The organism is Pontibacillus salicampi, from assembly GCF_042434395.1.
GTDB lineage: Bacteria > Bacillota > Bacilli > Bacillales > BH030062 > Pontibacillus > Pontibacillus salicampi.
In genome coordinates this window covers 22,018-49,000 of sequence record NZ_JBHLTP010000004.1, presented here as the reverse complement: position 1 = coordinate 49,000, position 26,983 = coordinate 22,018, and the positions used below count along the sequence as shown (strand labels likewise).

Below are 26,983 nucleotides of genomic sequence, written 5' to 3'. Positions count from 1 at the left end.
TCATTCTATACTCCAATAAAAAGACATAGAAAAAAGCTCTCCTTAAAAGGGAGAGCTTTCAGATTAAGCTGGCATCATCGCTTTATCCTGATGGAAGAAATGCTTCATTGCATAAAAGACGTCTGCCTTTCTGCGAAGAACGAAGTGCCTGAACCTTGGGTCATCAATTTTCTTATAGGCCGTCATTAGCGTAGAATGACGATTGTATTGGTTTACCTCTCCGTATCCAAACATACTGGATAGATCCATTAATTCATCCACATATTTCACACAACGCTTGTTATCGGATGTTAAATTGTCTCCATCTGAAAAATGGAACGGGTAAATATTGTAGCGCTCCGGGTGATACTTGGAATCGATCAGGTCTAATGCTTTCTTGTATGCAGAAGAGCAAATAGTACCGCCGCTCTCCCCTTTGGAGAAGAAATCTTCCTCTGATACAACCTTTGCTTCCGTATGGTGTGCAATAAATTCAATATCTACTGTCTCATATTTGGTACGGAGGAATCGCGTCATCCAGAAGAAGAAACTACGACTCATATACTTTTCCCAAACTCCCATGGAACCTGACGTATCCATCATTGCTAACACGACTGCTTTGGATTCCGGTTTAATTACATTATTCCACGTCTTGTAGCGGATATCCTCAGGATAAATAGGGTTAAAGGTAGCATCCCCAGCCATGGCATTTCGCTTAAAAGCTTCCAGCATTGTTCGTTTCTTATCAATGTTACCCTGTAAGCCTGTTTTACGAATGTCGTTAAATTCCACATCGGTAATAATAATGTTATCCTTTTCTTTCTCCTGCAGGTTTGGAAGCTCTAATTGAGAAAACAATGCTTCCTCCAGCTCAGCAATAGAGACATCTGCCTCATAATAGTCTTCCCCAGCTTTATCTCCTGGCTTTGATCCTTTACCAGAGGCTTTCTGAGGCGAACCATCCTTCGCAATTACATCTCCAATCTCACTATCACCCTGACCCTGGCCCACATGCTTATTCTTGTCATAGTTATATCTAATCTTATATTCATCTAAAGACCGAATCGGAATCTTCACAACATCTTTACCATTCGACATAATAATACTTTCTTCAGAAATCAAGTCCGGCAGTTGATTTTTAATAGCATCTTGTACTTTTTCCTGATGTCGTTGCTGGTCATCATAACCTTTACGATGGAGGGACCAGTTTTCTTCAGAAATAACAAAGCTTTTCGAACTACTCATCCTTACCCCTCCTAAATAGTATTTACTCTTATACTATGCAGAGATTGTCATTTTGATTAAAAATTCTGATAATTAAATAAAAAGCATACATTCCTGTCCTAAAACGAGGGACAAACTTCGATGGAATGCTAGTTTTACCTAGTAATAATTCATTGATTGACTCTTCATGACCGTCTCTACGGAAACAAAAAACCGGGCCTTTAAACTGCCCGGTTTCTGATTTGTACTATTGTACACACTATGAAGTTGAAATAGAACTAGTAGTTGCTGGCTGAGACGGATATAATTTTTTCCCTAACCACGTCTGGAAAATCAGAAATATTCCCCCGACCGCCCAGTATAGCGGAAGCGCAGCCGGTGCAGGTATAGAAATAATGAAAATCATAACCGGCGATAACAGCCCCATCATTTTCATCTGTTTTTGTTGGTCCTCTGGTACTCCCACAAGAGACAGGCGATACTGGACAAAATACAAACCACCAGCAATGATTGCCAGCATCATATCAGGCTGACCAAGATCAAACCAAAGGAACGAATGGGTAGCGATTTCTTCAGAACCTCGTATCGCATAGAAAAATCCCATAAGGATAGGCATTTGAAGCAGCATAGGGAGGCAGCCCATATTCAACGGGTTTACACCATGCTTCTGATAAAGACCCATCATCTCTTGCTGGATTTTCTGCTGTTCTTCTTTGCTGCTCGCTTCCTTCATCCGTTTTTGAACATCATCCATCTCCGGCTTAATCGCGGCCATTTTCCCCTTCATATCCTGCTGCTTTTTATACATATTCAGCATAAGCGGCATTAGAATAAGGCGAATAATCAACGTAACCAAAATAATCGCTATGCCATAATTGCCTCCCAGCCCTTCCGCAATAAATTGTATTGCATTAGCAAAAGGCTGGACAAATAATCTAGAAAAGAATCCGTCCCCTTCCCCAGGCTGTGTTGAGCAACCAGCAAGCACAAAAACAGAAATCAAAAACAACGTAAGCAACTGCATATAACGTTTCATTTATAGTCCTCCTCATTATTCAATTCGTCATGCTTATTGAATAATGAGGTAATAATCACCGTCTGATGAGCTCTCCTGCTTCTTAATTGTCTTATGAATCCAGCTCACGATATGATTGGCGGATTCCATCCTATTCATCTCACCAGACACTTGGAACGATTGGTGACTTCGTATGTCCCACTGATTCGTCATCCAGCTCGAAGTACCATTTATGAGGGAAATGAATACACGATTTAAGGCAATAGAAAGAAACAGGCTCACGTAAAATGAATATAGCCAGGGATCACTTACTAAATCAAAATCCAGTATATATTCTAGCAGCATATTCATGAATGCCTTCTCCTTATCACGTGTCGTCTATAACCTTCTACGATACAACAGGCAAAAGGTTTCTATTGATTCATTCTAAACCTAGTACCTATAAAATACAACAGAAGGGATTACCGTCATGCTCAACTACCCTACCACCATACTTAATCCAAAAAAACCTCTCTGACAATTGTCAGAGAGGTTCAAGGGCGCTTATCCTTCTAATAATAGGTTGTATGGGTCTTCTAGCATTTCTTTAATGCGAACTAGGAATTGTACGGCTTCTTTACCGTCGACAATTCTGTGATCGTAGGATAATGCGATGTACATCATTGGGCGAACCTCAATAGAGTCATCTGGCATTACCATGGCACGTTTTTGGATGCTGTGCATTCCTAAGATACCAACTTGTGGTGTATTAAGAATTGGTGTAGAAAGCATAGAACCAAAGATTCCGCCATTAGTAATAGTGAAGGAGCCACCTTGCAGCTCATCTAAGGATAATTCTTTGTTTTGAGCCTTTTTACCAAGACGGCCGATTTCTTTTTCAATTCCTGCAAAGCCAAGGCGATCTGCATCACGTACGACTGGTACGACGAGTCCTTCTTCTGTAGAAACGGCAATACCAATATCATAGAAGAGTTTCTTAACGACTTCATCGCCTTGAATCTCAGCATTAAGAAGTGGGAATTCCTTCAATGCACCAATAACCGCTTTTGTAAAGAAGGACATGAATCCTAGCTTCACATCGTGCTTTTTCTGGAAATCATCCTTACGTTCTTTCCGAAGCTCCATCACAGCTGTCATGTCTACTTCGTTGAAGGTAGTCAGCATTGCAGCCGTTTGCTGCGCTTCTACTAGACGCTTGGAGATGGTTTGACGACGACGAGACATTTTCTCTCTGTCTACTGGCTTATCAAATTCTGTTTTCTCAGCATCTTTATCTTTTTTCTTATCGGATTTTGGTTTCTCGGCCTTTGGTTCCGATTTAGACTTCTCTTGCTGAGATTGTTTAGCATGCGCATCTACGTCTTCTGGGCGAATTCTGCCTAGCGGGTCTTTCGGATAAATATCGCTCAAGTCAATACCTAGCTCTCTTGCACGTTTACGCGCGGCAGGAGAAGCAACAGAATCTCCACTTGGATCTTTCGCTTTAGATTCCTCCTGTAATGCAGAAGAATCGTCCCCTTTTGATTCCTGTTCTGCAGCTTTTGGTTCTTCCTTTGGAGCTTCTTCCTTCGGCTCTTCCTCTGCTGCATTATCTTGCTGCTCGTTGGAGGACGCACCTGCTTCGCCATTTTCATCTACTTTGGCAATGGAGTCTCCAACTTCCACGTCTTCTCCTTCTTGCTTTAAGATTTCAGAAAGGACGCCGTCATAATCGGAGTTTACTTCAACGTTTACTTTATCCGTTTCCAGCTCTAAAATCGGGTCCCCTTTTTTAACAGCTTCCCCTTCTTTAACGAGCCATTCGGCAATCGTTCCTTCTGTGATGGATTCGGCGAGTTCTGGTACTTTAATTTCCTTCATTGGAATCTCCTCCTTTAGATAGCTTCAATGCTTCATGGATGATTCTGTTTTGTTCTGTTTTATGAATGTTTGGTTCTCCTACAGCAGGTGAGGAGCGATGTGGACGACCAATATAACCTAATTCGTTATTATCTTTTACAATGTCATGCAGGATTTCTTTGACAAAATCCCAGGCTCCCATATTTCTCGGCTCTTCCTGGATCCACATTACTTCTTCTAAGTTAGGGAATCTCTCCAGAATAGATTGTAATTTCTCTTCTGGGAATGGATAAATTTGTTCTGCTCGTAAAATATGCAGCCAATCCCAGTCTGCATCTTTCGCATTATCAATAGCATCCTCTAAATCAACCATAACCTTACCGCTGCCGATTACTACACGGGTTACCGCTTCTTCATTTTTGCCAAGACCAGGCTGTTCTACTAATGGCTCGAACTTTCCTTCGCTCAACCACTTCCCATCTGAGGCAACACGCTGATTACGGATTAGACTTTTCGGCGTCATGAGTACAAGAGGTCGAGCTTCATCCTTTCCTCCAATCGCTGCCTGACGGCGAAGCAGGTGGAAGTATTGAGCAGATGACGTAACATTGGCAACTGTCCAGTTATGCTCAGCGCTTAACGTCAAATAGCGCTCTAAACGGGCACTGGAATGCTCTGGCCCTTGCCCTTCATATCCATGTGGAAGGAGCATAACAAGGCTTGATTTTTCTCCCCATTTTGCTCTGCCTGCAGAGATGAATTGGTCAATAATAACCTGTCCGGCATTTGCGAAGTCTCCGTATTGTGCTTCCCATAATACAAGAGCTTCTGGAGCTTCGACACTATATCCATATTCAAAGCCGATAACACCTGTTTCATTTAACGGGCTGTTATGAATCGAGAAGGATGCTTTCGCTTGTTCTAGTCCATGCATAGGGCAGTAGGTCGAACCATTTTCCACATCGTGCAGTACGAGATGACGATGGGCAAAAGTTCCACGTTCACTATCCTGACCTGTTAAACGAATCGGTTTCCCATCCGCTAAAATGGAAGCAAAAGCCAATGACTCTCCTAAAGCCCAATCTACTTTGTTGCCTTCTTCCAGCGCATTTTCGCGGCGTTGTAAGATTTTTTCTAGCTTTTTAAATACGTTAAAGTTATCTGGACGTTCCAGCAATCCTTTGTTTAATTGCTTTAGTTCTTCTAGCGGTACTGCTGTTTCGATATCTTCCAACGTGCTTTCCACTGCCTCTGGAAGCTTCTCTACTTCTCGTTCGCCTGCTTCGTTTTCCTTCATATTTTCATAAATATCACGAAGCTTCTTATCGACATCTTCTTTAATTTGCGTGAAATCATCGTCTCCTATAACTTGCTGTGCTATCAGCTGGTCCTTATACACATTCGCTACAGTTGGATGATTATCAATTGCTTTATATAAGTATGGCTGTGTGGATCTAGGCTCATCCATTTCATTGTGACCATATCGGCGATATCCTACTAAATCAATCAGGAAGTCCTTATGAAACTTCTGACGATACTCATAGGCAAGCTGCACAGCTGATAGACATGCTTCAGGGTCATCGGCGTTCACGTGCACGATTGGAATCTCGTATCCCTTTGCAAGGTCACTAGCATAACGAGTAGAGCGGCCGTCACTCTGACCGGTTGTAAACCCGAGCAGGTTATTCGCAATAATATGGATGGAACCGCCGGAACGGTAGCCAGGCAAGTCACTCATGTTCAGTGTCTCTGCAACTACGCCTTCTCCAGGAAACGCTGCATCTCCATGAATTAATATAGAGAACGCTTTACTAGTATCCTGGACAACTTCCCCACGCTCGCTTCTATCATCCTGAGCAGCCCTTGTAAAGCCTTCTACAACTGGATCAACAAATTCAAGGTGAGAAGGGTTGTGGGCAAGTGTTACCTTAGTGGAATGCTCTTCTTCTTGACCATTCTTTAATTCACGACTAGCACCAAAGTGATATTTAACGTCACCTGTCCATCCGTAGTTAATTCCCATAGATCCTTCGGAAGGAACAAGCTCCTTGTTAGGCGCATGATGGAATTCGGAGAAGATATTATCATATGGTTTCCCTAAAATATGGGCTAATACATTCAAACGCCCGCGGTGAGCCATTCCCATCATAATATTCTTCGTTTTTTCCGCATTCGCCTTCTGTACCATATGGTTTAACATAGGCACCATTACATCCAGACCTTCAATGGAGAAACGCTTCTGTGCTACAAACGTTTTGGCAAGAAAATGTTCAAAGCCTTCCACTTCGGTCAATTCTTGTAGTAATTGTTTCTTAGCGTTTCCATCGAGAGAAACACGATAGGATCCTGTTTCAATCTTATCTTGTATCCATTCTCTTTCTGCATCATTGTGGACGTGGTCCACTTCGAAGGATATCTTACCAGCATATTTCTCCTTCAATTCATGAACGACCTCTAAGCCGTCCTGTACACTAGCTGGTGCTTCCTCCCAAATCCAGCTAGCTGGGATTGATTTTAAATCCTCTTCCGATAAACCATACGTCTTTGGATCCAATAGCGGAGAATAACGATCCTCCTGCGGTGGAATTGCATATATATCAGCTTCCATATGGCCATCACGACGGATAGCTTCTACCAGCTTCATAGCAGAAGTAACCTTCTTTACATCGTTAGCAGATGCCCCCTGTGGTGTGGTGGTCTGTCCGCCACCATCAGATTTAAGCCAATCCGGAGCTCCATATGTGTCAAACATCTCTTTAAGAGATGCATCAACCCTTGCCGGGTCTTCTAAATACAAATCATACTGCTCTTCAATGTACCCCATATTTGGTCCATGAAACTGTTCCCAAATATTCTCTTTAGAACCAATGTTCATATTCGACACGATTTACTACCTCCAATAGAAGTTCGCTTTCTTCGAAGTAACCGTTTGCAAACTCATCTACTATTATAATTTTTTTCCTTTTCACTCTTCAACTACTTTACCCTAGTTTTTTTATAGAAAATACAAAAATTTATATTAATTAAGAAAAAAAGTACAAATATACAGGTTTTCTGTACATTTGTACTTTCATTATCAAGATATTTACTCTTCATCTTCTTTAACGGTATACGCCATGCTGAACAATTCCATCTGACTATCAATTTCTTTATCTTCGTCCTGTTTCTTCACATAATGGTAATTTCCATGCTCATCCTGCACTCTAGCCTTCATGTTGTCATTCAGCATAATTTGTAAAATGTTGTAGAGACGGTCTTTAATATCCCTGTCAAAAATAGGGAAGAGCAGTTCAACCCGTTTCTCCATATTTCGAGTCATCATATCCGCAGAAGACAAGTAAAGATTTCCCTTTCCATTATTGTGAAAGTAGAAAATGCGGCTATGCTCTAAAAATCTGCCTACAATGCTCTGAACACGAATATTCTCACTGACACCCTCAATACCAGGGCGTAAACAGCAAATACCACGAACAATTAAATCAATCTTCACACCTGCACAGGAGGCCTCATACATCTTCATAATTAAGTTTTTATCCGTCAAGGAATTCATCTTAGCTATAATATGCCCATTCCCATATTGCCTGTGACACTCCATTTCATCATCCATGTACTTAAGGAAATCGTTTTTGATTTCAAAAGGCGACATAGAAACATGATGGAACGAAGGCTTTTCCGTATATCCACTTAAATAATTAAAGAAGTTCGTCGCATCTACTCCAAACTCACGATTAGACGTTATGATTCCCATATCCGTGTATAATTTAGCTGTTTGATCATTGTAGTTTCCGGTACCAAGATGAACAAATCGTTCAATGCGGTGCTTCCTGCGCCGGACGACCAATGTGATTTTACTATGCGTTTTCAAGAAATTCATGCCGTAAATAACATGGCAGCCTGCTTTTTCTAATTCTTTAGCCCACTGGACGTTATTCTCTTCATCAAAGCGTGCTTTTAATTCTACCAGAACGGTTACTTGTTTACCCTGCTCTGCCGCCCGCTTTAACCCATCAATTACTGGAGAATCACCACTAACACGATAGAGGGTTTGCTTTATGGCGAGTACGTCAGGATCGTCTGCTGCGTCCAGTACAAAATCGAGTACAGGCTGAAACGATTCATACGGATGGTGAAGGAAAATATCACGTTCTGCAGCTAATTGCAGTAGATCCTCGTTTGACCCGATATCCTTCGGTGGCTGCGGAATGAGTCCTTCATAGATTAAATTCTCACGGAAAGGTGCTAGTTCTTTATGAAAGCCAAATAAGAAGGTTAAGTCTAATGGGCCTTCAATCTCATAGACGTCCTTACGATGGATTTCCAGTACGCTCAGAAGGAATTCCAAGACTTTAGGGTCATATTTCCCCTGTTTGATTTCCAGCCGTACTGCCGCTCCCCATTTACGCTTCTTCAGTTCCTTCTCAATCTCTTTCAGGAGATCGCGCGCCCCTTCCTCATGAATGGTCATATCTGCATTTCTTGTAATCCGGAATTCAGTCACTGACTGCACACGATAGCCTGTGAAGAGCTTTTGGATAAAGTGACTAATGACCTCCTCCAGCATAATAAACCGCTTCTCGTCTTCTTGTTCCGTTTCGATTTCAATGTACCTGTCAAGCACCGCAGGGACTTGAACAATTGCAGTCTTGATTTCATTGTCTTCTTCGTCAAATTCGTCCTCTAACACAACTGCTAGGTTAATACTTTTGTTTAATAGCATGGGAAAGGGACGATATGCATCGACAGCCATAGGAGTTAAAACGGGGAAAATTTGCTCATCGAAATATTGCTCCATGACTCTTTGTTTGTCTAGATTAAGCTCATCAATGGTTACAAATGAGATATTTTCATCTTCTAACATTGGTAACAACACATGCTGATACGCAGAATATTGCATATCGACTAGTTTATGATTTTTCTCAGATATTTTTGAAAGTTGCTCTTTTGGCGTTAGGCCAGCTTTATTTTCAGGTTTATTAAAGCCCGCTTTTACTTGGTCTTTTAACCCTGCCACACGAACCATAAAAAATTCATCTAAATTGGAGCTGAATATAGCTAGAAATTTAAATCGTTCTAGTAAAGGATTCCGTTTATCCAAAGCCTCCTGCAGAACACGTTCATTAAATGCTAACCAGCTAAGCTCTCGGTTATTATAATATCGAGGGTTTCCTAAATCGTTTGTCTGGCTCATATGGTTCCTCCTAACCCCTTAGACATAATAAGGCATTTTTCAACAATTTTATCTTACAGGAAAAAGGTTAAAAAATAATTAATATTTTGTTTAGGCAATGTAAAGAACGTTATTTTTCCTATGCTCTTTGACATAGATACGCCAAAAAAAGGGAAGTTGTATGCCATAAATACACACCAAAAGTACCATCTCGTACGAATCACTTCCCTTAACTATACCCTCTTCTACATCTATTCATACAAATAGAGGATGACAATCAATGTCATCCTCTGAATAAATGAAACTGAACAGAAATATTCTTTTTCAACGCTTTTTCCAGATGTTTTTTTTGTTTTTCCACCTGATACTCTTCTGGCATCCATTCTTGATCACAATACACGTCTATATATAAGTCTTCTTCTTCAAGCTCTACTTGTATATCCTTTACAATACTTCTTCTTGTGGAATCAAAGCAATAGGCGAGCTTTAGTAACGAGCCCAGCGTCTTAAGCTTATGTTTCTCTTCCTTCACAAACCAATGCTTATATGGCTCGAGGTATTGCTTGAATATTTGTTTGCTCTTATAGGAAGCGATAAGTGCTACCTTTAAGCGCTCTAAGTGAACCAGGCCATCTATCGTTCGATTGGCAAGTAAATAGAAGGTATGCTGAGAGGAGGACTCCGAATCTATATATTCTCCAAGGTTAAACACGTATGCTCCACGCTTTAGCAGGTTCATATCCGATTTCATCACGTGTCCTACCCCATGCTGACGAAGTTCCTCAAATAATTGCAAAGCAATATTGGTCGCCTGATGGACATGCTTATAATCAATGTCAAAGTCCATCGCAAGCTCTGTAAAGCTCTCCTCAATCACATTAGGAAACATAGATATACCAAAGTCCTGAGTCAGCTGTTCGTAAAACACACCGTCCCTTAACCCTTTGCGACTAAGTATGAAGGATGTCGATTCTACATGCTCATAAAGAGAATGAAACACCTCAAGCGCTGGTAAAATAATATCAGCACGATCCTTGGAAAGCCCTTCTACCTTCTGGAGCTTCTTAAAGGATAAAGTTAATAAGTAATTTTTTATAAAGGCCATATCATTCTCATACATACGGTATTGGTGCACGCCGGCTAATGGGTAGTTCTTTAACGCTTGATCCACCTGCACCATGTTCCGAGCACTTCCTCCAATACCAACCAACGGGACATTCTTCCCTTTTAACCAAGTAAGCGTTTCGAACTGATCATGAAGAAACGTCTTAATTTTATACATTTCCTTTTCAGTAGGTACGTCTCGTTTCACAAACATTTGCTTTAATGTAATCGCACCGAACGGAAAACTGTGAGAATGCATAATGTTCCTGTCTTGAAAATACGTAATCTCCGTACTTCCTCCACCTATATCAACGGTGATTCCATCCGACACAGACGTCGAATTCACAACTGCTAAATACCCATAATACGCTTCTTCCTCTTCCGAAAGAACTTGCATACGAAAACCCGATACTTCTTCCACTCGTGCAATAATAGCATGCTGATTCTCTGCTTGCCGTATAGTAGCAGTAGCCACACATATGATTTGATGTAGATCATACGTATCCGTTACCTCTTTAAAGCTTTTGAGGATTTTCAGTAATACGTCTATTCCGTCCGTATTCAGCGTATTGTCTTCCTCTAGATAATACCGTAATCGCGCTACGGCTTTAACGTTCTCAATTTCTTTGAAACGTCCGCTTTTTTCCCGCACATAGATAACTAGTCGAACCGTATTGGAACCTATATCAATAATGGCATAATGTTCTTTTCCCAACGATAACACCCTTTATGGTCTCTATAGTATTGAGTTTGTTTTGAATTGGCTTCATTATAGCACACGAAATTGTTCTAGTTTATGATTTATGGAAAAAACAAGCTATGTAGTATTCCGTCAGACATTGTAACATGGATCCCTTTACAGCAACAAAAAGAAGCCCATGCACCGAGTAAGCATGGGCTCCTTTATGATTAACGATTAAGCAGGCTTCCTACATAACGAAGTAGTTCATTGGCTGAAGTTGAATTGTACCCATACTCATCAATAAGGGTTGCCACCACTTCATTTACTTTCTTCAACTGCTGCTCATCCGGTGTTTTGGTAGATGTAGTAATCTTAACAACATCTTTTAAATCGGCAAACAGCTTTTTCTGAATGGCTTCTCGTAATCTTTCGTGAGAGGAATAATCAAACTTCTTCCCTTTTCGAGCATAGGCGGAAATTCGTATGAGAATCTCTTCACGGAACGCTTTTTTCGCATTTTCTGATATGCCTATTTGTTCTTCGATGGAACGCATAAGCTTCTCATCAGGATTTAGCTCTTCTCCAGTTAAAGGATCACGCAGCTTTGCTTTATTACAATAAGCCTCTACATTATCCAAATAGTTATCCATTAGCGTTTTGGCAGACTCCTCATAGGAATACACAAAGGCTTTCTGCACTTCTTTTTTAGCAATTTCATCGTATTCCTTACGCGCAGTTGAAATGAAGTTCAAATATCTCTCACGGTCCTCTTTCGAAATAGAAGCGTGACTACTTAATCCATCCTTCAAGGAACGAAGAACATCTAATGCGTTAATAGAAGTCATTTCCTTCTTAATAATAGTAGACGAGATACGGTTAATGACATAACGTGGATCAATGCCGCTCATACCTTCATCGTGATGTTCATTTTTCAATTCTTCAATATCCACATCGCTAAACCCTTCTACTGTCTGCCCATCATACAGTCGCATCTTCTTCAGCAAGTCGATATTATTCTTCGTGGTCTCTTTTAATCTCGTCAAGATAGTAAACATCGCAGCAACCTTTAGGGTGTGAGGTGCAATATGCACATCCTTAATATCACTCTGGTTAATCATCTTCTCGTAAATCCGCTCTTCCTCCGCCACTCGCAAGTTATAAGGAACCGGCATGACAATCATTCGAGAATGGAGAGCTTCATTCTTCTTATTGGCAATAAACGAACGATACTCTGATTCGTTGGTATGGGCAATAATCATCTCATCAGCAGAAATAAGTGCAAATCGCCCTGCCTTGAAATTACCTTCCTGTGTTAACGACAACAGATGCCATAGAAATTTCTCATCACACTTCAGCATCTCCTGAAACTCCATAATTCCGCGGTTTGCCTTGTTAAGCTCCCCATCGAAACGGTAAGCACGCGGATCTGACTCCGAACCAAACTCTGCAATCGTAGAAAAGTCTATCGAACCCGTTAAATCAGCGATATCCTGAGATTTAGGATCAGACGGACTAAACGTACCAATTCCGACTCGTTTATCCTCTGAAAAGAAAATACGTTCAATAATTACATCCTCAATCCTTGAGCCATACTCCTTTTCCAAGCGCATCATGTTAAGCGGTGATAGGTTTCCTTCTACTCGAATGCCATACTCATCGTGAAAATCCTCTCTTAAATGATGAGGAATAAGGTGTAAGGGCTCCTCATGCATGGGACATCCTTTAATAGCATACACCGCTCCTTCATCAGTGTGAGAGAAACGCTCCAGCCCTCGCTTCAACAACGTAACAAGAGTTGATTTACCACCACTTACCGGTCCCATTAATAGCAAAATACGCTTTCGTACGTCCAACCGTTTAGCTGCTGGATGAAAATACTCTTCCACTAACCGTTCCATGGATTCTTCGAGACCAAAGATTTCATTGTCAAAAAACTTGTAATTAAATTTGCCATTCTCTTCCTCAATCCCTGAGTGTTTAATCATATTATAAACACGGGAGTGAGCAGATTGCGCAAGATATGGACGTTCCTTTACCATTTCCAAATATTCCGCAAACGTGCCTTCCCACTTCAAACTCTCTTCTTCTTCCCGGTAGCTCTGGATCTTTTTTAAAATGTCCACTCACTAGACCTCCCCTGTCGATGTTGGGAAATTGCTGAATTAGTAAAGTCTATGAGGGCAAGGCTTAAAAAATGAGTTGATAGCTGATTTAGTAACAGAACCTGTCCAAAAAGCCTGCGTGCGTAAGGCAAAAACCTTTATTATTTCAATCAAGCTCTCCCCTCAGTTCTTAAAGCAAGGTAAAGTGTTGACATTCCACATAATGGCGAGATAGTGGACGGGAAAAACAAAGTATATAGGAAACAAAGAAATTCGTTGAGGAATGGTTTATAGGAATCCCTCTCTATACCAATGTAAAAGAAATGGCACACGCTAATTACAGCATGTGCCTTCTTTTTATTGGGTTAAAAATCAGGGTTAAAACCGTCATCGGTCACATATCCATCATACTCCCAAATCTTATACTTCTCTTGTTTCGCACTATTCTCAGCTTCTTGGAATTCATCAAGGTATTTTGCATTAACTTCATTCGCCTCGATATTCGCCACTCGTGCGTATCCCAAACTTACCATTAATTGATTAAGCATTCCGATACTACCTGAACCCATATTTGTCCAGATAAAACCCACCGTATTTCCATCTTCATCTTGTGATGGTTGCCCTCGCTCTAATAATACCGTTTGACCGGTTTGGGATTCAGTCACATAATTTGTTGCACGCGACGCGTACTCTTGTCCCCCATCTGGTGCATTAGGTTCCGGTGTGTCAATTAACAATAGGTTTACGGTTTCTTTTCCGTTTTCACTTTTTACTACAACGGTATCCCCGTCAACAGCTTCCACGAATTCCACGTGTTCGACTAATCCATCTAGGTTTTGTTTTGTGATGTCTTCCTTTGTAACATAATTTGGTAAATCATTTTCTTTTGCTGTAGATTCTTCGGTTTTTGCTTTTGTGTCCTCTCTTTCTTTTGCTAGTTCATTTTCCTCTTTTTCTTGTAACTTTTTAGCTTCCTCTATATTATCCACTCTAACTAATTCATTATTTTCTGCTGCGCCATCTGGGGTTTTTACAACTATTATTTTGTCTTTATTTTCAAAATAACCTTCAAACAAAAATACATTAGAGCCACTTTCTGGATTGACAACTTCTACCAAGAAGTTATCGTCTTGAGTTTCAGTCAATATGTACTCAGCAGTCATTGATTCTTCTCTGTTTACCAATCTCTCTTCACCTATTTCTAGGTATCCTGTTACTTTATCATCTGCAACAGCTTTCCAACTTCCTATTATCTTACTTTCGCTAGAACTACCACATGCCCCCAAAAGTAATACAGTAGTAACTACCGCCAACATGGCCAACCATTTTTTCTTTAAACGCATTTCTTTAGTCCCCCCCATATTTATTTTTTATACTTTTTTAGGAAAAATGTACCAACAATAGTATAGTCATTTTTCACTAAGTTCTCAACCATTCTTTTTGGAAAATTACATCAATCACGATCTTTTCTCTGCTTGTGAAATGAACAAACTTTGTAGTGTTCAAAAATCTCTATTCATCAAACTCACTATAAAATAGTGAAACGAGACATCTGTTATGGAAGGCTTCCTATCTCCAACAGAATTAACGGCACAAAAAAAGACAAAAGTGGCTTTATCCCTTTTGTCTAGCTGCATGTAATAGTTTTTCAAACGTTTGTGTGAGCTGACTTACTTCTTTTTCTTCTAATACAGAAGCAAATAACCCATAAATATACTGTTCATATTGCTCTAAATCGTTTGCATATTGTTTGCCTTTTGGACCAAGCTCCAGCCGTTGCACACGTTTATCTGCTTCATCTTTGAAACGTACAATAAAGCCATCCTCCTCAAGCTTAGAAAGCATTTGACTAATGGCACTCTTGGTTTTTTCCATTTGATCCGCTAAATCCGTTGTCGTTGGGCTTTCTAATCGAATAATCTTCATTAGCAGCGTCTCTAAAGCGGAAGAGAGATTGTACTTCTTAAATCGATCCTCTACATCTGAAAACGTCATCCAAACTTTTTCAAACCTATCATATAATTCAGCAATACGATCTTCTGTAATCATAATCTCTCCCCATCTACAAGTTAATGAACGGCTCTACCCATGTTCAGCACAAGGACTCCGCCAACAATTAGCATAATACCTAGTATCATCATACCATTTATTTGTTCTTTGAAAAGGAAGGCACCAACAGCTACAGTGAGCGCGGTTCCCCCTCCTGCCCAAACTGCGTAGGCCAAATTAAGCGGCATATGATGTAGGGTGAGCTGTAAAAAATATAATGCCGATAAAAAACCAGCTAACCCGCCGACCATAGCCCACACTTTCGGGAATGTTTCCATAGTCGAAAGTTTAAGCATGGTGCTACCTACTACCTCGCTCAGCATAGCCACCGCTAAAAAAATGTATCCCATCCCGTATCCCTCCTTCATATTTTCCGAAGCTAATTGTTTAGTTAACTTAACTAAATTATATCGTCTTTTCTTTTTTTCGTCAAGTATTCATGGTTGTACTTATTCATGAATAAGCTGTAGCGAGGTGATAGTATGAAAAGTAAACACGCCTTCCCTATTCTTATAATTCTGTTACTCGTATTAGTATCTGGTTGTGGGAATAAATCGACTTCTCTTATAGGGGATTGGATAGTTGTGGAGGAAGGTGATCCCTTTATGAAGGGAGATCAAATGACCTTTTACGAGGATGGTCAGATTGCGTTGGATGGATGGTATTCAACCTATGAATATGTAGGTGATGATCGAATAAAAATCGCTGCCTTTCAGGATAATAGCTTAACGTGGAACGTAGAGGTTACGGAAGACACCGTTACTCTAACGGCCACTAATATCACCACCTCCTATACCATTAAGGCCCGCCGGTTACACTAATATCATGTAAGATGTATATGAGTTTATTCGATGCAGCATTAGATAAAACTAGACCTTAGCACTTTAAAAGAGAAAATAAAGAAGAGAGTAAAATAAAAAAAATAGACAATCAGTTCACAGTTTGTCTAGAATTGGGTATAATACAAGTATCATTGATGAAAACGATAACGCGTTTACATAAGGGGGTAACAACCGTATGAAATTAGCATTGATTATTGGTGTCATTATCACCTACTTAGTTTCCATCTTTTCAGCTGGATACGATGTAAAATAAACCCTTACTAGGCAAAAAGCGAGCAAAGGATCTATCCTGCTCGCTTTTTTTGTACAAACCTAACGGAAAGAAGGTGCTGGTTCTGCTACGCAATATACACGTTTATCTTATCAAAGTAGTGTTCACCCTTGCATTGGTCTACTATGCTCTTGTCTATCTTATCGATGGAAGGGGAGGAATACTCTTTCCGATTCTTGCTGTTACCTATATTATTTGGATCGTAACAGATTACAAAAAGCACCAAAAACATCAATCCTGGAAAAAGCCCTTCACCTTTCGAGAACATGCAAAAAAATAGGCTCGGTTCATTTCACAGTAAAAAGCCCATTCGAGTAATGAAAGCTCTCGATGGGGCTTTTTTTATTTCAATCCAGGAAAACCTTGCTGACGAAGTACTTCATATATAAGAACGGCAGCTGTATTGGATAGGTTCAACGAACGCACCTTATCCGTCATATGAATTCGCAAGCATCGATCTTCTTTACCTTCTAAAAGCGATGTAGGGATACCATCTGTTTCTCGGCCAAAGACAAAGAATAAATCCTCTTCAGGATTACTAAAATCGAAATCTGTCCAATAGCCTGTCCCGAAATTTTCTATATAAAAGAAGCTTCCCTCTGGATAAGATTCGTACAATTCCTCTATAGAATCATAATAGAATATACTAACATCATGCCAATAATCCAATCCAGCTCGACGAAGCATTTTATCATCCGTTGAAAACCCTAAAGGACGAATCAAATGGAGGACGGTATCTGTTGCAAGGCAAGTACGAGCAATATTCCCCGTATTAGCAGGTATTTCTGGTTGATATAACACAACATGGACTGCCATGGTCGTTCACCTCATATTACTTTTTCACAATGGTACGTATTATACCATATTTTAATCTCCAATCCGAAAAAATTTATACTTAATGTTTGCTGTGTAGGCAGTAGAATCCTCATAATCCCAATACCGATGATAGCTGTTGTACGTATGGGCATTGACCAAAGGTTCTCCAAAAGCATCCTTTTCGACTACAATGGTATTATGATTCCACCTGCCATCCCCTTCAAAGTCATAGCAGATAACATCCCCAGGGATTAGCTCCCGTGCCCGTTCCACCTCTGTGCCTTTCAACCCTTTCTTAGCCCCGCTTAAATACCACCTTAACGCATTGGCAACCGTCCAGCTGTAGCTCCACGTCCCTCCAGAATACCACCACCCTTTTCCTCTGGCAGGACTTCCCCACATAGGCGCTCCTCCTGCACGAAGGCATTGAGAAATGAAGTTGGTACAATCATTCTCAAATTGTTTATAAGCAGGATTATAGCTATTCCACCAACGATTTGCATATTGTACGGCCTTCTGACGGTCATATTCAAATCGCAAATCCTCTTCCCAATCCTCATAGTCCCGGACGTACTCAATGGAAGGGATTTCCTCTACCAGCATTGACGGTTCGATGTACACGTCTTTCACAAGACGCTCTCCTTCAAAAAATGCTGCATGTCTCTCCTGTCCTTCTTCTATATAAAAATGTCCTCCTTGTTTTACGAGGAAGGTTGCATAAAGATCGTACTCTACCTTGTATGTAGAATCCCCAAAGGAGAAGGAACGATATGGTACCCCATCTGCTGTTATTCGCACTACTGATGCTCCTCGTTTTTCATGCATCATCCGTTTCCGATCAATCCAGGTAGGGGTAGTACTTCTATGCTTATTGTTCATACGCTCCAGCCAATATTCTTTAATTTTCGTAACTACTGTCATCCGACTTCCCTCCCTCTACTTCCATCATATGAAGCAGGATAAGCTTTCATCATTTATTTTATGAAAAAGGAGATGCAACTTAGAAAAATGCATGGTTAAACAACAAACAAGGATTTATTTCTCATCATTCAAGCAGGAAGCGAGTACCTTAGAATAAAGGATGATGTAGAATGGACATAGTACTTAAACTAGTTATTAGCGCTATATTCGGCTTGATTATTGGGATAGAGCGAGAGGTAAAGCGAAAGCCCTTGGGGTTTCGTACTTGCTTGGTTATTAGTGTCATCGCCTGTATGTTAACAATTACGTCCTTAGAAGCATCGAATATGTATGCTCAAGCATATAGTCAGCCGATGGATGCGGCTCGGATCCCCTCCTATATTCTATCTGGTATCGGATTTCTTGGTGCTGGAGTTATTATGCAGCGGCGCAACGACGCAATTAGCGGCTTAACTACAGCTGCCCTCGTTTGGAGTAGTGCCGGGGTTGGGATTACCATTGGATTTGGGTTCATACTTGAGGCTAGTATTTCCATAGGATTGATCCTTTTTGGGATAAGGTGTCTGCCGTATTTATTACAATGGCTACGCTTTCGACCACTATTAGAGCAGGAAGTGCGAATTTCCATTAGACTGGATGACGAGGAACGCATGACGTCCATTATCACCTCTCTTCATGATGAGCGGTTCTCGATTGTCCGTGTCAAAGTAGACGATTTCAAGACGAAGGATAACTTGATGGAAGTACATTTGCGTGTCCCCAAATCGATGTATCTGACAGACATCTATTATTTAGTGAAAGGCTTGGATGGTGTAAGCCATGTCAAATGTGAAAATTTGTAATGGTAGTAAGGCTCCTACCAGTGCAAAGTACTACACTGCGTGCCCAGCATAAATTATGGAGTGTGTCTCTTTGACCTGTTAGGGAGGTAATGAAAAAGCGCAATCACCAACTATGGTTACGCTCACCGAAAAAAAAAGCCGTCTCCTAGGAGGAGACAGCTTTCACCTGTTCATGTTCTAATAAGTGCTCTTTTTTATCTAATCCGCCTGCATACCCTACTAAAGCTCCGTTACTGCCAATAACTCGATGGCAGGGGTAGATAATGGACATTGGATTTTTATTGACCGCCCCTCCTACAGCTCGAACAGCTTTAGGGGAGTGAATCGCTAGAGCAATGTCTTTGTAGGATCTAGTTTCACCAAATGGAATGTCTACTAGAGCTTTCCAAACTTTTTGCTGAAAGGGAGAGCCATACAAATCCAGCTTTATATCAAACGTTTGTCGAGTTTTTGCAAAGTATTCCTGTAATTGTTTCCTCGCGTCATGGAACTTCTCTTTATCTTGAATCCATTCTGAGCATAGGAAGTACTTCTTAGACCAGCTTGAAAGCTTTGGCTCCAGATCTCGTGGAGTACCATAATCTAAACGACATAACCCTGATTCAGTTGCAACTAGAGTTATGGGACCAACTGGACTTTCCATTTCATCAAAATAAAGAATGGAACGTTTTGCCATAATTACCCCTTCTTTTAAGAAAGATTTTTTATCATTGTACATGGTATTCCATTGGTTTGAAAGTTGTTTATACCATTTTCATAAAAATTATATGCAGCCTACCGTTACGGCAGCACAAAAACCCTTGCAGGCAAGGGTTTTATTTACTACACATTACACAGTAGCATTTGTGAAAAACGCTAAACCTTTATCCATTTCCAGTAGGACTTCCTCATCTGTCTCCTTCTCTTTAGCATGAAGGATGACATCATAGCTAGAAGGTACACCAATCTTCCCTAGCGCCCAAGCTGCTGTTCCACGAATAACAGGCCGAGGGTCTTCCTTCATTACCCGGATAAGCTCCTCTACTGCAGTATCATCCTTATAATGAGCCAGGGCAATAATAGCATTTCGCTGAATAGGCTTCTTCCCTCTCCAAGATCCGGCCATTTTTCCGTATTTCTCTTTGAACTCTCTATTTGAAATAGACAGGAGGGGCTTCAATTCAGGCTTTACTAATTCCGGATCCGGCTCCAGCTCAGGATGCAAGTGAAAATCCTTCTTTTTATTTTTTGGACATACCGTCTGACACGTATCACAACCATATATCCTATTCCCTATCTTATCCCGATATTCATCAGGTAGAAACCCTTTCGTCTGGGTAAGGAAAGCAATACATTTACCAGCGTGTAATTGATTACCTTGAACAAGTGCCCCTGTTGGACACGCGTCCACACAAATATTGCAATCACCACAGCTATCATCAACAGGATCATCCGGTGCAAATGGGATATTGGTTATAATTTCGCCCAAATACACGTAAGAACCAAATTCCTTTGTGATAAGATTTGTATTCTTCCCCGTAAATCCAATACCCGCGCGCTCTGCGACCGCCCGATCGGAAAGCTCGCCCGTATCCACCATCGATCTCCAACGAAAACCAGGATACTTCTCCTCCAGAAATTCCGCTAGTCGGTTGAGCTTATCATTTAACACATCATGATAATCCTGTCCCCACGAGGCACGACAAAACAAGCCCCGCCGCTCCCCACGCTTACTGCGAGGAGCATCCTTCATCTTACTTGGGTACGCTATGGCTATAGAAATGATAGATTTCGCCTCAGGAACGTGCATGTTAGGCGTTGTACGCTCGTCGAGGGAGCCCTTCTCAAAGCCAGACTGATACCCCAATTCCTGCTGCGCCCTAAGCCGCTCCTTCAACTCCGTAAATACATCCGGCGAAGCCACGCCAATCTTATCAATACCAATCTCCTTACTAAAAGCAACCATATCCTCCCGCAAAGCATGAAGATCCATAAAACCCCTCCTTTCTATATATAAAGTGGAAGCGACCGATTAGCGACGTATAGGGTGCATGGCCCTGCATGAGATAAAGGAAACACGAAGAGCGTTAGCGATTCGATGTTGACTTATCGCAAGAAAGGGACAGAACCCCACTAGTCGCTGGGAGCTGCAGCTGGATTATAAAGTGGAAGCGGGTGGTCAGGGGCGTACGCATAAGTCACAGCCTCTGTAGAGGGGGATTTTCCCTCGCAAGAGGTTGTGGCTTATGACGCTAGACCCTACCCGCTGCAACTAGATTTCCTAGATAAAGTGGAAGCGACCGATTAGCGACGTATGGGGTGCATGGCCCATTGGATATGGGGTTCTTCCTCCCCCTCACTTCGCTGTAAGCACCGTTAAAACTGATTGACCTTGGCTGTTCTTAATCTGTTCAAGGTGGCTGCTATTTCATGGCGCCTTGGTCTTGCCAGGTCGCCAGGATGCTGTTCAGGATATGGTGTGAAAGAGGCAAGTCCTTTTTCATCCATTTGCTGTTCGATTGCATCTAATAGCTCATGTAAGCTGCGTTGTTTTTTCAGCCAGCCTTTTTGCTCTAAGTGGAGCAAAATTTCAGCAATCATCGTTGTCTGAGAAGTATCTACTAACTGCTCTACATAATGTAATGATATATCATGCTTGCCCATTAGTATTAAGTGTTGGCCTTTGGCTTGCACTTTAGACTTCTTCCCTTTTTGACTTTGGACGCTTTGAGGAAGGAAATGCCGGTTTGGAATTGAGCCAAAGGCATCATCACTTTCCTTCTCTCGATGAAATGGATGCTTTTCTGCAATTTCTTTCGCTTTCTCCGTTACGTTGTATGGCAAATATTGATCCAGCATAATGACATCGTCTGCTGCGTCAAAATAGTCGCCTGACCCTCCCATTACTAGGATAGTGGAGACGTGTAATTCGTCGCGCATTTGTTTAATGCGATCGATAAACGGAGTGATTGGCTCTTTTTCTTTGACTACCAGTTCCTGCATCCGCTCATCTCGAATCATGAAGTTGGTTGCACTTGTATCCTCATCTATTAATATAGTAGAGGCACCGGCTTCAACTGCCTCCATAACATTTGCAGCCTGGGATGTGCTGCCACTTGCATTATCCGTAGAGAACTGGACTGTGTTCTCCCCATGTGGTAAGTCATTGATAAATGGTGAAATGTTGACACTTGCAACGGAACGCCCATCTTCTGCACGTACCTTTACAGCGTCAGGGTCGGTGATAACAAATTCTCGTCCGTCTCCTTTAATATGAGGATACACTCCACGCTCCATCGCTTTCAACAGGGTACTTTTTCCGTGGTAGCCTCCTCCCACAATTAGAACGATACCTTTCTTTACTGCCATTCCCGTTAGTGGCTCCTCCTGGTGAGGGATGTCTATCGATACTCGGTTCGCTTCAGGGCTTTCGAATGGTACGGCCTGCTTCATAGGACGATTACTAATACCACTTTCCCGAGGAAGGATAGCTCCATCTGCTACAAAGGAAATCCAATTCTCCTCTTTCATTTTGGCACGAACAGCATCATGCTGGTCCGCAAGCTCTGAAGAAGCATCCAGCTCCTGATCCTGTACTGCGAATATGGAAGTATTCATTATAGAAGGTATGGCTTGAAACAGTAATTTTTCTGCTTCCTTCCCGTTAATTCTCCGACCATTTGCCGGCAGTCCAATAGATAAACAGATTACTGTTTGGTTTTCTTCCATTCTCACAGCTGTTCTATCCACTATTTCCTGACCAGGCTTATCAATGGCAACCATACCACTTTTACCTGTCCCTTTAATAAAACTGTTATCTTTATCGATGGATTTCGCTACTTTTCTAGCAATCACATCTTCTGCATATATTTTTCTCGATGTCGTTTCCTTCCATTTAGAATGGATGGGCTTTGCCTTGTCTGGAACGATCACTCTAATTTTGGATGGTGCCGCAAAGGGGTCACCTTGGACATAATCTAGGACAAGGTCATATCCCTTAAAGGAATATCGTCCTTGGATATCTTTATACGCTTTATAGCTCTTTCCATCAATTTGTTTTAATTTGTTTTGAAGGTCTTTCATACTCTTCACCTCTACTCCTATAAGATTTTTGTTATTAGATTATCCTACTGTGTATAAACACCCTCACTGTTCAATGTAACCTTTTTGGAATACGCTCACACAACTTTCTAATCTATTAGCTTACGGACGAGGATCTTCCCCCTTAATAAAGGGTATATTTTAAAAAAGTGCATATAAAAAACGCAATGCTTCGTTTCCACACCTCTAAACGAAACACTGCGTTGGTAACATATAATTGCAATGGAGCGGGTGATGGGAATCGAACCCACGACATCAGCTTGGAAGGCTGAGGTTTTACCACTAAACTACACCCGCATAAAAAAAAATAATGCACCATTAATTGGACTCTTGCACAGAAAAGATATGTGACTAAGCCTCTCGAAATCAATACAAATTTTATATTAACAAAAGCTTAACATTTGTTCAATAGATAATTTAAAAATTTGTCGAAAACCCTCATTTATTCACCTTTTAAGTCGACAATGTAAAGATTTACAATCTTGTAATCTAATTAAACTTCACCTTTTTTCCTTTACTCTACAATGTAACCACATTTTTTATATTATAAACAAATTGTATAAAAAAGTTCCTACAAAAATTGTTGACAAAGATTAGTCTTATCTATATATTTTGCATTAGGGAAACTTTTTGAACCACAACCTATTTTGTATGAAACACGCACATTTGCCTATTTTTATCATATACATTTACAAGGTACTTAAAGATTGTACTGTTTATGAAATATGGATTTTATAATATGATGGGCTGCTATCCTTCTACGAAGAGCCCTGAATGGATATATAAAAAATTTTTACCCAAAAAGTTGCACGAAGGAAAATTAGATGAATTACGCAAACTAATAAACGAAAGTATCATACAGAATTCCAATAAAGGAGGAACACGATGAATAATCTAGCTATCTCCGTAAAAGACTTGCATGTTTCCTATTACGGAACGGAAGCAGTCAAAGACGTCAATTTATCTGTGCAAACTGGTAATCTAGTCGGAATAATCGGCCCTAACGGTGCGGGGAAATCTACCTTTTTAAAGGCTATGCTTAATCTAATCCCGAAGGATAAAGGCGACGTAAGAATAATGGGTCAGACGATTAAGGAGGTACGCAAGCAAATAGCCTACGTTCCGCAGCGTAATGATATTGATTGGGATTTTCCTATTACAGTTCTAGATGCCGTACTTATTGGTACGTACCCAAACCTTAAGCTTTTCCATCGCCCTAAGAAGAAGGAAAAAGAATGGGCATTAGAATGTTTGGAGCGCGTAGGAATGGAAGAGTATAGCAGACGGCAAATCGGCGAATTATCTGGTGGACAGCAGCAGCGCGTATTCCTTGCGAGAGCTCTTGCACAAAAAGCAGAAATGTTCTTCCTCGATGAGCCTTTTGTGGGGGTAGATGCTGCCAGCGAGGAAACCATTGTAAAAATATTAAAGGAGCTGTGCTGGCAAGGGAAAACAGTCATGGTCGTACACCATGACCTCAGCAAGGCGAATGATTATTTTAATCAATTAATATTATTGAATAAGGAGCTTATTAGCTTTGGTTCGGTGAATGAAGTGTTCCAAACCGACGTTATTGAAAGAGCCTACAAAGGACAATTTGCGTTTATGAATGAGATGGGAGTGCAGTCTTAATGGAATTTATCGAAGCCATTATGCAGTATGGGTTTTTACAGAAGGCTTTACTGACCTCTGTCATGGTCGGCATCATATGTGGTGTAATTGGCTGTTTTATTATATTAAGAGGGATGGCTCTGATGGGGGATGCCATATCACACGCTGTCCTACCAGGAGTAGCTATCTCCTATATGCTAGGGATTAATTTCTTCTTTGGTGCCGTGTTTACAGGAGTTATTACAGCTATAGCGATTGGCTTCGTAAGTCAGAATAGTCGTATTAAACATGATACATCCATTGGAATTATGTTTACTGCTGCATTTGCAGCTGGAATTATTATCATTACTATGCTAAAGAGCAGTACGGATTTATATCATATCCTTTTTGGAAATGTGTTGGCGGTCCGAGCGTCTGATATGTGGATCACCCTCGGAATTGGTTTGTTTGTCATAGCGGCAGTCTACTTCTTCTATAAAGAGCTTTTAGTAACATCCTTTGATGAAACAATGGCTGCAGCATATGGATTACCAGTTCGTATCATTCACTATTTCCTTATGACGCTTCTAACGATGGTAACCGTAGCATCGTTACAAACGGTTGGGATAGTCTTAGTAGTTGCTATGTTAATAACACCCGCAGCAGCTGCTTACCTATTGACCGACCGATTATGGATTATGATTTTTCTGGCAGCTGGAATCGGAGTTATATCCTCTGTCATAGGGTTGTATTTTAGCTTCACATACAACTTAGCATCTGGCGCTACTATTGTTATTTCAGCCACAGCTATCTTTGCTCTTGTGTTCTTATTCTCACCTAAGCACGGTTTGCTCTGGAAAATGATAAAGGTGAGAAAGAAACGAGCTTCCTTAATGTAAATAATGTAAAACTTCAACATATAAATTGTCTAACACAAATCGAACTTAGGAGGAATGGATTATGTTTAAAAAGAGTTTTCTATTAATCGCAGTATCTATGTTTATTATCGTACTCGCAGCTTGTGGTGGAGATGAAGCTAATGGTACTAGCTCAGACAACGAAGATAAGGTGCAAGTAGTGACCACTTATTCAATCGTGTATGACATTGTAAAAAATGTCGGCGGAGACAAAGTAGATATTCATAGTCTCGCACCTATCGGCTCCAACCCGCATGAGTATGACCCTCTTCCAGAGGACGTGAAGAAGACGACTGATGCTGACGCTGTTTTCTACAATGGACTAAACCTAGAGGCAGGAAATGCATGGTTTGATAAATTAATGGAAACCGCAGGAAAAGCTGGTGATGATGCTCCTGTATTTCTTATGAGTAAAGACGTCGAAGCTAAATACCTTACCACAAAAGGGAAAGAAGGAGAAGAGGACCCCCATGCGTGGTTAAATATTGAAAACGGAATTAAATATGCTGAGAATGCGAGAGACGGATTAATTGAAGTAGACCCAGAAAATAAAGAAGTATATGAAGAGAATGCAGAGAAGTATATTGCTAAACTTCAAGAGCTCCATAATCAGGCAGTAGAGCAATTTAATGAAATTCCAGAGGAAGAACGCGTACTTGTAACCAGTGAAGGAGCTTTCAAATATTTCAGTGAGGCCTATGGATTCCAAGCAGAATATATTTGGGAAATTAACCAGGAGAATCAAGGTACTCCCGAACAAATTACTAGAATAGTAGATATAATAAACGAAAAGGATATTACTGGTCTTTTCCTAGAAACCAGCATTGATGCACGAAGTATGGAAGCTGTTTCTTCTGAAACCGATGTTCCTATTATGGGCAAAGTGTTTACAGACTCCCTTGCTGAACCTGGAGAAAAAGGCGATTCTTATATATCCATGATGGAGTGGAATATTAAAACTATTAAAGATGGTTTATCTAACTAAGTGGAATAAAAGACAAGAAACATCCTGACAGTCTAAGGCTATCAGGATGTTTCTTTTACATTTGCTTCATTTGATGAAAGGACTTTGCTATTTTATTGTGCTTTTCTTCATCATCCCAGCGAACGACTATGCTTGTAATGGGATCCTGAAATATACCAAGAGATAATTCTTCATTAGACTCTAGAATAAAGTCCTCCTGCTCTGGAATATCAAAGTATTCCGAGCCCATGATGATAGCTCTCACATTAACTGCCTTTCCACTGCCTTCGTTTTTAACGAAGGCATACCAATTCTGCCCTTCATGATAAAAATACGTAGTGACATTAGCTGAATCAGAAACAGCCTCTACCTCCGATTCCTCCTGACGTTTCGCTTGAAGGGTTAACATAATGTAAATCACGGACAGGGTACATAGTAATGTGATATACAGTGCGCCTTCGGTCGTCCATATCCATTTCAAAACACCACCCCTTTATACGATAAAGATTCTATCTCTAGTAAATCGTATGTCCGTTCCTTCTTTCAAGCCCTAAAATGGAGAAAAAAGCCAATATAAAT

22 protein-coding genes and 1 tRNA gene are annotated in these 26,983 nt (G+C 40.8%); 5 read left to right on the top strand and 18 right to left on the bottom strand.

Features of this window, described 5'->3' with window-relative positions; translation table 11 throughout:
• Positions 1 to 63: 63 nt before the first annotated feature.
• The 11 genes from yhbH to ACFFGV_RS06895 form a co-directional block, all read right to left on the bottom strand.
• Positions 64 to 1,224 carry a sporulation protein YhbH gene (yhbH, locus tag ACFFGV_RS06945; protein ID WP_377345992.1) on the bottom strand — a complete coding sequence of 387 codons (1,161 nt, stop codon included), beginning with the start codon at positions 1,222 to 1,224 and terminating at the stop codon, positions 64 to 66.
• 238 nt (positions 1,225 to 1,462) lie between these two features.
• Positions 1,463 to 2,239, bottom strand: a complete 777-nt coding sequence (gene yidC, locus ACFFGV_RS06940) for a membrane protein insertase YidC (RefSeq protein WP_377345989.1) — start codon at positions 2,237 to 2,239, stop codon at positions 1,463 to 1,465.
• A gap of 33 nt (positions 2,240 to 2,272) precedes the next feature.
• Positions 2,273 to 2,569, bottom strand: a complete 297-nt coding sequence (locus ACFFGV_RS06935; protein WP_377345987.1) for a hypothetical protein — start codon at positions 2,567 to 2,569, stop codon at positions 2,273 to 2,275.
• Positions 2,570 to 2,761: 192 nt separating this feature from the next.
• A complete protein-coding gene (gene odhB / locus ACFFGV_RS06930; protein WP_377345985.1) occupies positions 2,762 to 4,078 on the bottom strand; it encodes a 2-oxoglutarate dehydrogenase complex dihydrolipoyllysine-residue succinyltransferase in 1,317 nt (438 codons plus the stop codon).
• Positions 4,065 to 6,932: a 2-oxoglutarate dehydrogenase E1 component gene (locus tag ACFFGV_RS06925; RefSeq protein WP_377346470.1), complete on the bottom strand. Its 2,868-nt coding sequence runs from the start codon at positions 6,930 to 6,932 to the stop codon at positions 4,065 to 4,067. The genes odhB and ACFFGV_RS06925 overlap by 14 nt, the downstream gene beginning before the upstream one ends.
• A gap of 210 nt (positions 6,933 to 7,142) precedes the next feature.
• Positions 7,143 to 9,245 carry an RNA degradosome polyphosphate kinase gene (locus ACFFGV_RS06920; RefSeq protein ID WP_377345982.1) on the bottom strand — a complete coding sequence of 701 codons (2,103 nt, stop codon included), beginning with the start codon at positions 9,243 to 9,245 and terminating at the stop codon, positions 7,143 to 7,145.
• Positions 9,246 to 9,507: 262 nt separating this feature from the next.
• A complete protein-coding gene (gene ppx, locus ACFFGV_RS06915; RefSeq protein WP_377345980.1) occupies positions 9,508 to 11,043 on the bottom strand; it encodes an exopolyphosphatase in 1,536 nt (511 codons plus the stop codon).
• Positions 11,044 to 11,237: 194 nt separating this feature from the next.
• On the bottom strand, positions 11,238 to 13,133 hold the full coding sequence (locus ACFFGV_RS06910) for an ATP-dependent protease PrkA (RefSeq protein ID WP_377345977.1): 1,896 nt from the start codon (positions 13,131 to 13,133) through the stop codon (positions 11,238 to 11,240).
• A gap of 344 nt (positions 13,134 to 13,477) precedes the next feature.
• A complete protein-coding gene (locus tag ACFFGV_RS06905) occupies positions 13,478 to 14,455 on the bottom strand; it encodes a thermonuclease family protein (protein ID WP_377345974.1) in 978 nt (325 codons plus the stop codon).
• Positions 14,456 to 14,726: 271 nt separating this feature from the next.
• On the bottom strand, positions 14,727 to 15,161 hold the full coding sequence (locus tag ACFFGV_RS06900) for a MarR family winged helix-turn-helix transcriptional regulator (protein ID WP_377345972.1): 435 nt from the start codon (positions 15,159 to 15,161) through the stop codon (positions 14,727 to 14,729).
• Positions 15,162 to 15,181: 20 nt separating this feature from the next.
• Entirely contained in the window at positions 15,182 to 15,511 is a 330-nt protein-coding gene (locus ACFFGV_RS06895) for a DMT family transporter (protein WP_377345969.1), read from the bottom strand.
• Positions 15,512 to 15,643: 132 nt separating this feature from the next.
• Here ACFFGV_RS06895 and ACFFGV_RS06890 point away from each other — a divergent pair, with 132 nt between their 5' ends.
• A complete protein-coding gene (locus tag ACFFGV_RS06890; protein ID WP_377345966.1) occupies positions 15,644 to 15,982 on the top strand; it encodes a hypothetical protein in 339 nt (112 codons plus the stop codon).
• 634 nt (positions 15,983 to 16,616) lie between these two features.
• On the opposite strand, the gene trmL is transcribed toward ACFFGV_RS06890, so the two are convergent.
• Both trmL and ACFFGV_RS06880 read right to left on the bottom strand, forming a co-directional pair.
• Positions 16,617 to 17,090, bottom strand: coding sequence for a tRNA (uridine(34)/cytosine(34)/5-carboxymethylaminomethyluridine(34)-2'-O)-methyltransferase TrmL (gene trmL / locus ACFFGV_RS06885; RefSeq protein WP_377345963.1), 474 nt, complete (start codon positions 17,088 to 17,090; stop codon positions 16,617 to 16,619).
• Between the two features lie 51 nt (positions 17,091 to 17,141).
• Positions 17,142 to 18,011 (bottom strand): amidase domain-containing protein, encoded by an 870-nt coding sequence (locus tag ACFFGV_RS06880; protein ID WP_377345960.1) that lies wholly within the window; start codon positions 18,009 to 18,011, stop codon positions 17,142 to 17,144.
• Between the two features lie 170 nt (positions 18,012 to 18,181).
• On the opposite strand from ACFFGV_RS06880, the gene ACFFGV_RS06875 reads away from it, so the two are divergent.
• Positions 18,182 to 18,853 carry an MgtC/SapB family protein gene (locus tag ACFFGV_RS06875; RefSeq protein WP_377345957.1) on the top strand — a complete coding sequence of 224 codons (672 nt, stop codon included), beginning with the start codon at positions 18,182 to 18,184 and terminating at the stop codon, positions 18,851 to 18,853.
• A 145-nt stretch (positions 18,854 to 18,998) separates the two neighbouring features.
• Here the strand turns inward: ACFFGV_RS06875 and ACFFGV_RS06870 are convergent, their stop codons facing one another.
• The 4 genes from ACFFGV_RS06870 to ACFFGV_RS06855 form a co-directional block, all read right to left on the bottom strand.
• On the bottom strand, positions 18,999 to 19,529 hold the full coding sequence (locus tag ACFFGV_RS06870; RefSeq protein ID WP_377345954.1) for a methylated-DNA--[protein]-cysteine S-methyltransferase: 531 nt from the start codon (positions 19,527 to 19,529) through the stop codon (positions 18,999 to 19,001).
• A gap of 153 nt (positions 19,530 to 19,682) precedes the next feature.
• Entirely contained in the window at positions 19,683 to 20,825 is a 1,143-nt protein-coding gene (gene queG / locus ACFFGV_RS06865; RefSeq protein ID WP_377345951.1) for a tRNA epoxyqueuosine(34) reductase QueG, read from the bottom strand.
• 383 nt (positions 20,826 to 21,208) lie between these two features.
• Entirely contained in the window at positions 21,209 to 22,915 is a 1,707-nt protein-coding gene (locus tag ACFFGV_RS06860; RefSeq protein ID WP_377345949.1) for an ABC-ATPase domain-containing protein, read from the bottom strand.
• Between the two features lie 241 nt (positions 22,916 to 23,156).
• Positions 23,157 to 23,230: transfer RNA gene (locus ACFFGV_RS06855), tRNA-Gly, on the bottom strand.
• Between the two features lie 588 nt (positions 23,231 to 23,818).
• Between ACFFGV_RS06855 and ACFFGV_RS06850 the strand changes: the two genes are divergently transcribed.
• The 3 genes from ACFFGV_RS06850 to ACFFGV_RS06840 all read left to right on the top strand — a co-directional run bounded on the left by ACFFGV_RS06850 (position 23,819) and on the right by ACFFGV_RS06840 (position 26,425).
• Positions 23,819 to 24,565 (top strand): metal ABC transporter ATP-binding protein, encoded by a 747-nt coding sequence (locus ACFFGV_RS06850; protein WP_377345946.1) that lies wholly within the window; start codon positions 23,819 to 23,821, stop codon positions 24,563 to 24,565.
• Positions 24,565 to 25,422 (top strand): metal ABC transporter permease, encoded by an 858-nt coding sequence (locus ACFFGV_RS06845; RefSeq protein WP_377345943.1) that lies wholly within the window; start codon positions 24,565 to 24,567, stop codon positions 25,420 to 25,422. Before ACFFGV_RS06850 ends, ACFFGV_RS06845 begins: the two co-directional genes overlap by 1 nt.
• 61 nt (positions 25,423 to 25,483) lie before the next feature.
• A complete protein-coding gene (locus ACFFGV_RS06840) occupies positions 25,484 to 26,425 on the top strand; it encodes a metal ABC transporter solute-binding protein, Zn/Mn family (protein ID WP_377345940.1) in 942 nt (313 codons plus the stop codon).
• Between the two features lie 55 nt (positions 26,426 to 26,480).
• Here the strand turns inward: ACFFGV_RS06840 and ACFFGV_RS06835 are convergent, their stop codons facing one another.
• The gene (locus ACFFGV_RS06835) at positions 26,481 to 26,885 is read right to left on the bottom strand and encodes a hypothetical protein (protein WP_377345937.1); all 405 of its coding nucleotides are present in this window, start codon (positions 26,883 to 26,885) and stop codon (positions 26,481 to 26,483) included.
• Positions 26,886 to 26,983 lie beyond the last annotated feature (98 nt).